Below are 12,435 nucleotides of genomic sequence, written 5' to 3' on the forward strand. Positions count from 1 at the left end.
AAAGTAATGGGAAAAATCAATGTCGCTCAATTCGCCGGGGAACTGGGTCTCCCGGTCGAACTGCTACTGGAACAGTTGCAGTCGGCCGGTGTAGCCAAGCAAAAGGACTCCGATCCGATATCCGAGCAAGATAAAGCGAAGTTGCTTGAGCACCTGCGCAGCGCGCACGGCGGCGGTAGCAAGAGCAAGATCACGGTGACACGCCGCGAGACGACTGCGATCAAGAAAGCGGACAGCTCCGGCAAGTCGCGCACCATTCAGGTCGAAGTGCGCAAGAAGCGCACCATCGCACCGCTGACGGAACAGGCGGAAGTGAAGCCGACTGTTGCGCCCGAAGAGGCTCCAGCTGAAGTGGCGGCCAAACCCAAGCAAGTACTGGACGAAGCCGAGAAATTGGCACGCGAGGAAGAAGCCCGTCAATTGGCCGAACTGGCAGCGCGTCAGGCAGCCGATGTGGAAGCCAAGCAGGCGCGCAGCAAGCGCAAATCCGTCGTCGCAGAGGCAAAGCCGGAGCCGGTGGCTGAAGAAAAGCCTGTTGTTGCCGAGACACCGGTCGTGCCTGCCGCAGCCGCTCCGGCCGCCGCACCTGAAGGTACTTTGCACAAGCCTGCCCTGCGTCCGGGTGACAAGGTAGCCAGGCCATCCAGAAAAGCCGAGAAGGCGCCCCCCAAAGACAGTCCATGGGATGAAGCCGGTCACAAGAAGCGCCCGGCATCACGCACGACGGATACCCGCAGCGGCGTGACCGCACGTCCGGGTTCGTTGCGCGCCGGTCGTCACGACAAACACAGCAAGGCTGAAGCCGCGCATGCATTCTCGCTGCCGACCGAACCTATCGTGCAGGAAGTCACCATCCCGGAAACCATCTCTGTCGCTGAACTGGCACAGAAGATGTCCATCAAGGCTGCCGAGATCATTAAAGCCCTGATGAAGATGGGCTCCATGGTGACCATCAATCAGGTACTGGATCAGGAGACCGCGATGATCGTGGTCGAAGAGATGGGCCACAAGGCCGTGCCGGCCAAGCCGGATGATCCCGATGCCTTCCTGATGGAAGACGTAGCGCACGAAGATGCGATCCTTGAGCCGCGTGCGCCGGTCGTGACGGTCATGGGTCACGTCGACCACGGTAAGACTTCGCTGCTCGATTACATCCGCCGTACCCGCGTCGCCAGTGGCGAAGCTGGCGGTATCACACAGCACATCGGTGCTTATCACGTCGATACACCGCGCGGCATGATCACCTTCCTCGACACCCCGGGTCACGAAGCCTTTACGGCGATGCGTGCCCGCGGTGCGCAGGCGACCGATATCGTGATCCTGGTCTGTTCAGCCGACGATGGCGTGATGCCGCAGACCAAGGAAGCGATCCACCATGCCAAGGCGGCAGGCGTGCCTATCGTGGTCGCTGTGACCAAGATCGACAAGCCGGATGCGAATGCAGAGCGTGTGCGTCAGGAACTGGTGGCCGAAGGTGTGGTGCCGGAAGATTGGGGTGGCGACTGCATGTTCGTTGAAGTCTCGGCCAAGACTGGTCAGGGCATCGATCAATTGCTGGAAGGTATCCTGTTGCAGGCTGAAGTCCTTGAATTGAAAGCAGCCAAGAACACCAGCGCCAAGGGCGTGGTGGTCGAGGCGCGTCTGGACAAGGGTAAGGGCGCTGTGGCGACCATGCTGGTGCAATCCGGTACGCTGAGGCGCGGTGATGCCGTGCTGGTCGGTTCGGTCTCCGGCCGTGTGCGTGCCATGCTGGACGAGAACGGCAAGGCCGTGACCGAAGCGGGTCCGTCCATCCCGGTCGAGATCCAGGGCTTGTCCGAAGTGCCGGTCGCCGGTGCGGACTTCCTGGTGCTGGCCGACGAAAAGAAAGCGCGCGAGATCGCACTGTTCCGTCAAGGCAAGTACCGCGATGTGAAGCTGGCCAAGCAGCAAGCAGCCAAGCTGGAGAACATGTTCGAACAGATGGGCGAGGGCGAAGTGCGTACCCTGGCTTTGATCGTCAAGGCGGACGTGCAAGGTTCCATCGAGGCGATCTCGGGTTCCCTGCAGAAGCTCTCCACCGACGAGGTGAAGGTCAGCATCATTCACAGCGGCGTGGGTGGCATCACCGAATCCGACATCAACCTGGCACTGGCTTCCAAGGCTGTCGTCATCGGCTTTAACTCGCGTGCCGATGCATCGGCACGCAAGCTGGCAGAGTCGGCGGGTGTGGACATCCGCTACTACAACATCATCTATGCGATGGTGGACGAGATCAAAGCGGCGTTGTCCGGCATGCTGGCACCGGAGAAGAAGGAAAGCATCATCGGTATGGTCGAGATCCGTCAGGTCTATCACATCTCCAAGGTGGGTACGGTGGCCGGCTGCTATGTCACAGAAGGTATGATCAAGCGCACTTCCAGCGTGCGCGTGCTGCGCAACAACGTGGTGATCCATACTGGCGAGCTGGATTCGCTCAAGCGCTTCAAGGACGATGCGAAGGAAGTTCGATCCAACTTCGAGTGCGGTCTGTCGCTGAAGGGCTTCAACGACCTGGAAGTGGGCGATTTCCTTGAGGCATTCGAGATCGTCGAAGTGGCGCGAGCCCTTTAAATGGCGAAGGACTTCTCTCGCACCGACCGTATCTCCGAGCAGATCCTGCGCGAACTGGCGGAGTTCATCCGCCTGGAAGTGAAGGATCCGCGCGTGAGCAAAGTGACGCTGACCGGTGTCAGCGTCACCAACGATCATGCGCACGCCAAGGTGTTCTATACCTCGCTGGAAGGCGGGACTGAGCAACTGCAGACGGGTTTGGAGCGAGCCGCCGGTTTCCTGCGCAGCCAACTCGCCAAGTCCATGAAGTTGCGCATCACACCCCAGCTGCATTTCGTCTACGATGCTTCCATCGAGCGCGGCGCACACCTTTCCCAACTGATCGAACAAGCGGTAGCCAGTGACAAGAAAGACTGAGCAGGTCCGCCGCATCAAACGCCAACTCGACGGCGTGCTGTTGTTCGACAAACCTCTGGAACTCAGCTCCAACACCGCGATGCAGAAGGTGCGCGGGCTGTTCGGCGCGGAGAAGGCGGGCCATACCGGCACACTGGATCCGCTGGCCACAGGCCTGTTGCCGATCTGTTTCGGCGAAGCGACCAAATTCACCCATGCCTTGCTGGATGCAGACAAGCGTTATCGCGCCACGATCCGACTCGGTCAGCGCACGACGACGGGGGATGCCGAAGGCGAGATCATCGAAGAACTTCCGGTTACGGTGGATGAAGCGCAGATCAGGCAAGTGCTGCTTCGTTTCACCGGTGAGATATCGCAACTTCCTCCCATGCACAGCGCGCTGAAGCATCAGGGAAGGCCGCTGTACGAATATATCCGCAAAGGCGAGGTGATCGAGCGCGAGACGCGTCAGGTGTTCATTCGCGAGCTGAATCTGGAACGTTGGGCGGCCACCGAGCTGGATATCGACGTGTTGTGCAGCAAGGGCACCTATATCCGCACCTTGGGTGAAGATATCGGCGCAGCGCTGGGCTGTGGCGGCCATCTGATCGCCTTGCGACGTACCGGCATCGGCGAGTTCGGGCTGGATGCGGCACATACCTTGCCGGAACTCGAGGCCTTGGACGGGCCGGCACGCGATGCCTTGTTGTTGCCTGTAGACAGCCTGACCCAGGGATTTCCGGCCTTGATGCTGGATGCAGTGCAGGCCGGTCGCTTGGCGCAAGGGCAGCGCCTGGCGATGCGGGATGATCATCCGGACGGCAAGCGCCGCTTGTATGCCGAGGGGGACTTCATCGGATTGGGGGAGTTGGTCACCGGGCGACTGTCCCCGAGCCGCCTTCTATCCGGCATCGCCCGTATGGCAGCAGTACCGAAATCAGCTTGAGTGCCTAGGCCTTTCAAGTGTAGAATGCCGCACTTTTTTTATTACCGCACCTTTTTAACTGGAGAAGAAGTCAATGTCTATTACCGCCGCTCAAAAATCGCAGATCGTGACTGACTATCAGCGCGCCAAAGGCGATACCGGCTCCCCTGAAGTACAAGTAGCCCTGATGACGGCACGTATCAACTACCTGACCGACCACTTCAAGGAGCACAACAAGGACCATCACTCCCGTCGCGGTCTGCTGCGTCTGGTGAGTCGTCGTCGCAAGCTGCTCGACTACCTGAAGAGCAAGAACGAAGAAGGTTACAAGGCACTGATTCAGCGCCTCGAACTGCGCAAGTAATTCTGCAATAAAGCGGGTCGCAAATGCGGCCCGCTTCGTTTTGGCGTGTCGATCCGCCCGCATCCGTACAACTTCATGAGAGGTCTACTTTGAGCCACTATAAAAAAACACTTAGCTACGGTAATCATCAACTGACATTGGAGACCGGCGAGATCGCACGTCAAGCCGGCGGAGCAGTCATGGTGAGTCTGGATGACACCATGGTGCTGGTATCCGTGGTGGGCAAGAAGGAGGTCAAGCAGGGTCAGGACTTCTTCCCGCTGACCGTGGACTACATGGAAAAGACTTATGCGGCAGGCAAGATCCCCGGCGGTTTCCTGAAGCGCGAAGGCCCGATGCGCGAGAAAGAGATTCTGACTAGCCGTCTGATCGACCGTCCGCTGCGTCCGCTGTTCCCGGACAGTTTCTACAACGAAGTACAGATCGTGGCGACCGTGATGTCCTCCGATCCGCAGATCAATGCCGATATCCCGGCCATGATCGGCGCTTCCGCCGCGCTGGCCATCTCCGGCATTCCGTTCGATGGCCCTATCGGTGCGGCACGCGTCGGATATGCCAACGGTCAGTATCTGCTGAATCCAACCAAGGACGAACTGCTCGAGTCACAACTGGAACTCGTCGTTGCCGGTACTTCCAAGGCGGTGCTGATGGTGGAATCCGAAGCGCAGCAACTTTCCGAGGAAGTGATGCTGGGCGCAGTGGTCTATGGTCACGAGCAGATGCAAGTCGTGATCAATGCGATCAACGAGATGGCTGCAGAAGTCGGCCAGGATGATTGGGACTGGACACCCGCCCCCAAGAACGAGGCATTGATCGCCCGTATCAACGAACTGGCCGAGAACGACCTCAAGGCTGCTTATTCCGTTCGCGAGAAACAGGCGCGCACCCACCAAGTGGAGGCGATCCACGCCAAAGTGGCTGCCGCGCTGGCAACCGAATTCGAGAACGTTTCCGGAAACGAGATCAACGATCTGTTCAGCGCACTGGAAGCCAAGATCGTGCGCGGCCAGATCCTCAGCGGTGAACCGCGTATCGACGGTCGCGACACCCGCACCGTGCGCCCGATCACCATCCGTACCGGCGTATTGCCACGAGCCCACGGTTCGGTGCTGTTCACGCGCGGCGAGACACAGGCATTGGTGGTCGCGACACTCGGTTCGATGCGCGATTCGCAGAAGATCGATGCACTGGAAGGCGAATACACCGACCGCTTCATGCTGCACTACAACTTCCCGCCTTACTCCACCGGTGAGACCGGCCGTGTCGGTTCACCGAAGCGTCGCGAGATCGGCCACGGCCGTCTGGCCAAGCGCGCACTGGTTGCCGTGCTGCCGAGCGAAGAGGAGTGCGGCTACGCGATACGCGTGGTATCCGAGATCACCGAATCCAACGGCTCCAGCTCCATGGCTTCCGTGTGCGGCGGCTGCCTGTCGCTGATGGATGCGGGCGTGCCGGTCAAGGATCACGTGGCGGGTATCGCCATGGGTCTGATCAAGGACGGCGGCCGTTTCGCGGTGCTGACCGACATTCTGGGTGATGAAGATCACCTGGGTGACATGGACTTCAAAGTGGCAGGTACCGAAAACGGTATCACTGCGCTGCAGATGGACATCAAGATCAACGGGATCACCAAGGAAATCATGCAGGTCGCTCTGAGCCAGGCTCAGGAAGGCCGCAAACACATCCTCGGCATCATGAAACAGGCGATGCCGTCTGTGCGTCCGGAAGTCTCCGACTTCGCACCGCGCATGATCAAGATGAAGATCAATCCGGACAAGATCCGCGACGTGATCGGCAAGGGCGGTGCGGTGATCCGTACGCTGACCGAAGAGACCGGCACCACCATCGACATCGACGACGAAGGCAACATCACCATCGCCTGCGTGAGCGGCGATGCCGGTGAACTGGCCAAGAAGCGCATCGAAGACATCGTGGCTGAAGTCGAAGTCGGCAAGGTGTATGAAGGTCCCGTGGTCAAGCTGCTGGACTTCGGCGCACTGATCAACATCCTGCCGGGCAAGGACGGTCTGCTGCATATCTCGCAGATCTCGCACGAGCGTATCGCAGCCGTGGCCGATCACCTGAAGGAAGGCCAGATCGTGAAGGTCAAGGTTCTGGAAGTGGACGACAAGGGCCGCATGCGTTTGAGCATGAAGGCATTGCAGGAGCAATCTGCGACGGCCGCACCGGCTGCTGAATAAGCCATCCGGTTGTCTGAACGAGCCCCGCCGCGAGCGGGGCTTTTCATTGCTGCTGTATGATCCGACGAAGGAAGAACATGCCGACATCCAGACTTTCATTGGCTCGCAGTTTAGTTGCCACTTTGCCCTCCGGCAAACCGGGTTTGTTCAATCCGTGGGCGGATCATTGTCCGCACGATGCTGAAGGGAACGGCCCGGCTGCCAAACTGGAACGCTTGGCTCTGCATCTGGATTGCGAACCGGAGTTCATCCTTGCGGGCGAGGCACCTGGCTATCAAGGCTGCCGATACAGTGGCATCGCTTTCACCAGCGAACGCTTGTTGGGCGAGGGGGCCATTCCCCGCATCGCGGCACTACCCAACCGTTTGTCGACCCGGCGCCTGCCTTTCTCCGAGCCATCAGCCACCATTGTTTGGAAAACCTTGTATCGTCTGGGTATCGCCGAGCGCACCATCCTGTGGAATGCGCTGCAGCTTCATCCGCACCGCGATGATGATCTATGGACGAACAGGACCCCCAGGCCGGAAGAGATCGCACTGGGCGAACCGGCGATACGCATGTTGATCGAAGCATTCCCGCAGGCCAAGATCGTCGCGGTAGGCAAGAAATCAGAAGGACTACTGAGCGAAATGGGTGTGAAGGTCTCCGGTGCAGTCAGGCATCCCGCGAACGGGGGCGCAACCGAGTTTTCCAGAGGTCTTCAGGCGCTGATCTAAAAGATGACAGACGAAGTATTCGATTCAAAGTCCTTTCTCGCCAGTCTGCCGCTGCAGCCTGGCGTGTACCGCATGCTGGATAGTCAGGGGCAAGTGCTGTACGTCGGCAAGGCCAACCAGCTCAAGAAGCGTGTCAGTTCGTATTTCCAGAAGAGCAACCTGTCGCCGCGCATCCAGTTGATGGTGTCGCACATCGCGCGCATAGAAACCACGGTCACGCGTTCGGAGGCAGAGGCATTGCTGCTTGAGAACAACCTGATCAAGTCATTAAAACCGCGCTACAACATATTGTTTCGCGATGATAAGTCCTATCCATACATCGTATTCACCGGCAGCCCGTCACCGCGACTGACCTACTATCGCGGCGTGACCGACAAGCGCCATCAGTACTTCGGCCCCTATCCCAATGCGCAGGCGGCGAAGGAGAGCATCAACCTGCTGCAGAAGGTATTCAAGCTGCGCACCTGCGAAGAGGGCGTGTTCAACAACCGCACGCGTCCCTGTCTTTTGCATCAGATCCATCGCTGCAGCGCTCCCTGTGTCGGACTGATCAGCGCCGAGGATTACGCCACGGATGTGCGTAATGCCGCTTTGTTGCTGCACGGCAAGTTCGACGAGGTCGAGAAGCGTTTGCGCACGGCGATGGAGCGGGCTGCCGAGGCGCTGGAATACGAACACGCCGCAGCCCTGCGCGACCAATTGCAGGCCTTGCACACCGTGCAGCAGAAACAGTTCGTGGAAAGCGGACGCGATACGGATGCCGATATCGTGGCCGTGGTGGAAGCAGAAGGCGCGTTATGCCTGAATCTGGCGGTGGTGCGCGGCGGCCGACATCTGGGCGACAAGCCCTTCTACCCGGCAAATGTGCAGGGCCAAGACGCCGGCGAGGTGCTAGAAGCCTTCCTCGCCCAGCATTATCTGGAACGCAGTGTGCCGCCGCTCATCATCACCAGCCTGGAGGTGCAGGATGAAGCACTGGAAGCCTTGCTGAGCGAACAGGCAGGTCACAAGGTGCAGATACGCCACTCGGTGACGGGAGAGCGGCGTCAGTGGCTGGAGATGGCGCAGGCCAATGCATTGCTGGGATTGAAACAGCAAGCCGGTTTGCAAGCAGGGCAGACGCTGCGACTGGAGGCATTGCGCAATGAACTGTCGCTGCCGGACCTGAAACGCATCGAGTGCTTCGATATAAGCCATACCATGGGCGAGGCGACAGTCGCCTCCTGCGTGGTGTATGACGAACTGGCGATCCGCCCGCAGGAATATCGTCGCTACAACATCACCGGCATCACGCCCGGTGACGATTACGCTGCGATGAAGCAGGCTTTGCAGAAGCGCTATCAGAAACTGCAGTCGGGCGAAGGGAAACGGCCAGACCTGATCTTGATCGACGGCGGTGCGGGTCAACTGGCGATGGCGATAGAAGTAATGACCGAATTCGGCCTGTCCGACATTGCACTTGTCGGTGTGGCAAAAGGCGTGGAACGCAAGGCCGGACTGGAGCAATTGCTGCGACCGGGGGTGGAAAAGCCGCTACAATTGCCACCAGCCCATCCAGCCCTGCATCTGATCCAGCAAGTCCGTGATGAAGCGCACCGTTTCGCCATCACCGGACACCGTGCCAAACGCGGCAAGGCGCGCACCACGTCGTCGCTGGAAGAGATCGAAGGGGTGGGTGAGAAACGCCGCCGCAACCTGCTGACCCACTTCGGCGGATTGAAAGGCGTACAGCAAGCCAGTGTCGAAGAGCTGGCGCGAGTGGAAGGCGTGAGTCCTACACTTGCCGAGAAGATCTATAACCATTTGCACTGACATGCCACTCAACATACCGAACATTCTGACCTGGTTCCGCATCATCCTGATCCCGGTGTTCATCGCCGTGTTCTATGTTCCGGACGAGATGCTGTCGCTGCATCACAAACATGTGCTGGGCACTTTCATCTTCTGGCTGGCGGCCATCACCGACTGGCTGGACGGCTATCTGGCGCGCATGCTGAATCAGGGCTCCGCCTTCGGTGCATTCCTTGATCCGGTCGCCGACAAGCTGATGGTGGTCGCAGCGCTGGTGATCCTGCTCAAGCTGGGCTATGTGGATGCCATCATCGCCTTCATCATCATCGGTCGCGAACTGACCATCTCTGCTTTGCGCGAATGGATGGCACAACTCGGCAGCAGCAAGAGCGTCGCAGTCTCCATGCTGGGTAAACTCAAGACCACCTTTCAGATGCTGGCCATCATGTTCCTGCTGTATCAGGAATCATTGTTTGGAATCCCGTGCGATACCGTCGGTACGGTGCTCATCTATCTGGCCGCTATCCTCACTTTGTGGTCGATGGTGTATTACCTGATGCTGGCTATTCCGCAGATTTCAGAAAAAACCCGCAATCAAAATTGATTTTTCGGATTCGCTCTGTATAATGCCGCGCTCTCGGGGTGTAGCGTAGCCTGGTAGCGCGCCTGGTTTGGGACCAGGATGTCGGGAGTTCGAATCTCTCCACCCCGACCAGGTTCAAGTAGTAGAAGTTTGTTGTGGATACCGAAAGAAGGGTGCCCGTAGCTCAACCGGATAGAGCACCAGCCTTCTAAGCTGGGGGTTAGGGGTTCGATTCCCTTCGGGCACGCCAAACAAACATAAAAGTTCAACGGTGGCTGTAGCTCAGTTGGTAGAGCCCTGGATTGTGATTCCAGTTGTCGTGGGTTCGAGCCCCATCAGCCACCCCAAATATCATTAGACCCGTCCTCTGTGGCGGGTCTTTTGTTTTGTCACGGTGTAGAATCGTGCCCATTCAAACAGGGAGGGACGTCGATTGGACAAGATCAAAGGCATGATCCTAGCCGCAGGGCAGGGGACTCGCGTGAGGCCGCTGACGCAAGACCTGCCCAAACCGATGATCCCCATCCTCGGCAAACCCGTCATGGAATACCTGATCGACCATCTGGCGCGCTACGGCGTGAAAGAGATCATGGTCAACGTCGCCTACAAACACTGGAAGATCGAGAATTACTTCGGTAACGGCAGCACCTGGGGCGTCGATATCGGTTATTCCTTCGAAGGCGTGTACGAATACGGCGAGATCACGCCCAAATCGCTGGGTTCGGCCGGCGGTATGCGTCGTATCCAGGACTTCGGTGGTTTCTTCGATACCACCACGATAGTTTTGTGCGGCGATGCGCTGATCGATCTCGATATCGGTGCTGCCGTGTGGGAGCACAAGACCAAGAAGGCGATGGCGAGCGTGGTCACGCTCGAAGTGCCAAATTCGGAGGTCAGTAACTACGGTGTGGTCGAAACCGATGACGAAGGCCGCATCCTCTCTTTCCAGGAAAAACCTAAGCCGGAAGAAGCGCGTTCCAATTTCGCCAGCACCGGTATCTACATCTTCGAACCGGAAGTGATAGACCTGATCCCTTCGGGGCAGGTGTTCGACATCGGCAGTCAGTTGTTCCCCATGCTGGCCGAGAAGGGCATGCCGTTCTATGCACAGAAAAGACACTTCAACTGGATCGACATCGGACATATCGCTGATTATTGGAGTGTGCTGCAGCGCGTGCTGCGGGGCGAGGTCGCGCATATGCAGATGCCAGGCAAGGAGATCAAGCCGGGCGTATGGGTGGGTATCAACACCTGCATCAACTGGGACAAGGTCAAGATAGAAGGACCGGTCTATATCGACTCCGGCGTATGTATCGAAGACGGGGCGGAGATCATCGGGCCGACGTGGATTACGCGCGGTTCCCATATCTGTGCGAATGCCAAGGTCATCCGCAGCATCCTGCTGGAATACACGCGCATCACGCATGACATGGTGTTCGAAGAGACCATCGTCTCGCCCAAATACTGCGTTGAACACAAAACCGGCTCGACCTGGTACATCGGCGACGACCGTACGCCGCTGCGCTGGGGTGATGCGCGCGGCCGCTAGATCAGATGTTTCCGAACGATAGCGTACTCAGCGTACGAGAACTTAACCTTGCCACTAAACGCCTGATCGAAAGCGGCCTGCCGCTGGTGTGGGTGCGTGGCGAGATATCCAATTTCGTCGCGGCTTCTTCCGGGCATTGGTATTTCTCGCTCAAGGACGAACAGGCGCAGGTGCGCTGTGTGATGTTCCGACACAAACAACAATATCTTGATCTCCGCCCGAGTAACGGCATGCTGGTCGAGGTGCATGCTCTGGCGACACTGTACGAGGCGCGCGGCGAATTCCAGCTCACGCTTGAGCGTATGCGTCCGGCCGGACAAGGTGCGCTGTACGAGGCGTTCGAGCGCCTGAAGGAGAAGTTGTCGGAAGAAGGGTTGTTCGATGCGGTGCGCAAGCGTGAACTGCCGGCATTCCCGCGCCAGATCGGCATCGTCACCTCTCTGCAGGCGGCGGCTTTGCGCGATGCGTTGCGTACTTTGTCCAACCGCATGCCGAGTGTACCGGTCGTGTTGTATCCGACTCCGGTGCAGGGCGAGGGCGCGGGACGCAAGATCGCGCAGGCGATTCGCACCGCCAACGAACGCGCCGAATGCGACGTGCTCATCGTCTGCCGGGGCGGCGGCAGTATCGAAGACTTGTGGTCGTTCAATGAAGAGGTAGTGGCGCGCGCCATCGCGGCCAGCGAGATCCCGGTCATCAGCGGTGTCGGCCACGAGACCGACTTCACCATTGCCGACTTCGTGGCCGACCTGCGTGCCGCGACACCGACTGCGGCCGCACAAGCCGCAGTCCCCGACCGGCAAGCCTTGCTTCACTCTCTGGGGAAACAGGGACAGCAGCTCACGCAAGCATTGATGCGGCAGATCGAACGTCGCATGCAGCAAGTGGATCATCTGCAGCGCAGACTGGTGCATCCGGCACAACGCATACAACTGCAGACTGATCGATTGGATGCATTGCGTCGACGCCTTCATTTGGCTCAAAACACCGGCATAGCGCAAAGACAGTGGCGCTGGCGCTCATTGATGCAACGCTTGGGTAGTCTCGCGCCGGATGTTGAGACGTCGCAGAATCTGCTGACCGCATACTCGCAACGCACACAGGCCGCTCTGGCGCGTCAACTTGAACGCCACGAGGATAGATTGCTGGCGCTACAGCAGCACCTCCATCTGCTCGACCCGAACCGGGTACTGGCGCGCGGCTACAGTCTGGTGCGCAACACGCAGGGTGGCATCGTGTCAGACGGTCGGCAGGTCAGGGCCGGTGAAGCGCTGGACATCACCTTCGCACAAGGTGGCGCACGCGTTCAGGTACAGGAAACCGTAGAGCCGAAAGCGGTTTAGGATAAAATTCGCGCTCGATTCCTTTCACCCTTGGC

At 58.8% G+C, this 12,435-nt stretch carries 10 protein-coding genes and 3 tRNA genes; all 13 read left to right on the forward strand.

Features of this window, described 5'->3' with window-relative positions:
• The first annotated feature begins 6 nt into the window (after nucleotides 1-6).
• Nucleotides 7-2,592, forward strand: a complete 2,586-nt coding sequence (gene infB / locus ACYCZ5_RS03010) for a translation initiation factor IF-2 (protein ID WP_461543280.1) — start codon at nucleotides 7-9, stop codon at nucleotides 2,590-2,592.
• On the forward strand, nucleotides 2,593-2,949 hold the full coding sequence (gene rbfA, locus ACYCZ5_RS03015; protein ID WP_461543281.1) for a 30S ribosome-binding factor RbfA: 357 nt from the start codon (nucleotides 2,593-2,595) through the stop codon (nucleotides 2,947-2,949).
• Nucleotides 2,933-3,874: a tRNA pseudouridine(55) synthase TruB gene (gene truB, locus ACYCZ5_RS03020; protein WP_461543282.1), complete on the forward strand. Its 942-nt coding sequence runs from the start codon at nucleotides 2,933-2,935 to the stop codon at nucleotides 3,872-3,874. The genes rbfA and truB overlap by 17 nt, the downstream gene beginning before the upstream one ends.
• A 73-nt stretch (nucleotides 3,875-3,947) precedes the next feature.
• Nucleotides 3,948-4,217: a 30S ribosomal protein S15 gene (gene rpsO, locus ACYCZ5_RS03025; protein WP_461543283.1), complete on the forward strand. Its 270-nt coding sequence runs from the start codon at nucleotides 3,948-3,950 to the stop codon at nucleotides 4,215-4,217.
• An 89-nt stretch (nucleotides 4,218-4,306) separates the two neighbouring features.
• The gene (gene pnp / locus ACYCZ5_RS03030) at nucleotides 4,307-6,418 is read left to right on the forward strand and encodes a polyribonucleotide nucleotidyltransferase (protein WP_461543284.1); all 2,112 of its coding nucleotides are present in this window, start codon (nucleotides 4,307-4,309) and stop codon (nucleotides 6,416-6,418) included.
• A 77-nt stretch (nucleotides 6,419-6,495) separates the two neighbouring features.
• On the forward strand, nucleotides 6,496-7,134 hold the full coding sequence (locus ACYCZ5_RS03035; RefSeq protein WP_461543285.1) for a uracil-DNA glycosylase: 639 nt from the start codon (nucleotides 6,496-6,498) through the stop codon (nucleotides 7,132-7,134).
• Between the two features lie 3 nt (nucleotides 7,135-7,137).
• Nucleotides 7,138-8,946: an excinuclease ABC subunit UvrC gene (gene uvrC, locus ACYCZ5_RS03040; protein ID WP_461543286.1), complete on the forward strand. Its 1,809-nt coding sequence runs from the start codon at nucleotides 7,138-7,140 to the stop codon at nucleotides 8,944-8,946.
• Between the two features lies 1 nt (nucleotide 8,947).
• A complete protein-coding gene (gene pgsA / locus ACYCZ5_RS03045; protein WP_461543287.1) occupies nucleotides 8,948-9,529 on the forward strand; it encodes a CDP-diacylglycerol--glycerol-3-phosphate 3-phosphatidyltransferase in 582 nt (193 codons plus the stop codon).
• Between the two features lie 34 nt (nucleotides 9,530-9,563).
• Nucleotides 9,564-9,640 (forward strand) — tRNA-Pro (locus tag ACYCZ5_RS03050).
• A 41-nt stretch (nucleotides 9,641-9,681) separates the two neighbouring features.
• A tRNA-Arg gene (locus ACYCZ5_RS03055) sits at nucleotides 9,682-9,758 on the forward strand.
• Nucleotides 9,759-9,779: 21 nt separating this feature from the next.
• Nucleotides 9,780-9,855, forward strand: a tRNA-His gene (locus ACYCZ5_RS03060).
• An 86-nt stretch (nucleotides 9,856-9,941) separates the two neighbouring features.
• Nucleotides 9,942-11,057, forward strand: coding sequence for a sugar phosphate nucleotidyltransferase (locus tag ACYCZ5_RS03065; RefSeq protein ID WP_461543288.1), 1,116 nt, complete (start codon nucleotides 9,942-9,944; stop codon nucleotides 11,055-11,057).
• Between the two features lie 5 nt (nucleotides 11,058-11,062).
• The gene (gene xseA / locus ACYCZ5_RS03070; RefSeq protein WP_461543289.1) at nucleotides 11,063-12,400 is read left to right on the forward strand and encodes an exodeoxyribonuclease VII large subunit; all 1,338 of its coding nucleotides are present in this window, start codon (nucleotides 11,063-11,065) and stop codon (nucleotides 12,398-12,400) included.
• Nucleotides 12,401-12,435: the final 35 nt, after the last annotated feature.

The sequence above is a fragment of the Sideroxydans sp. genome (assembly GCF_054604835.1).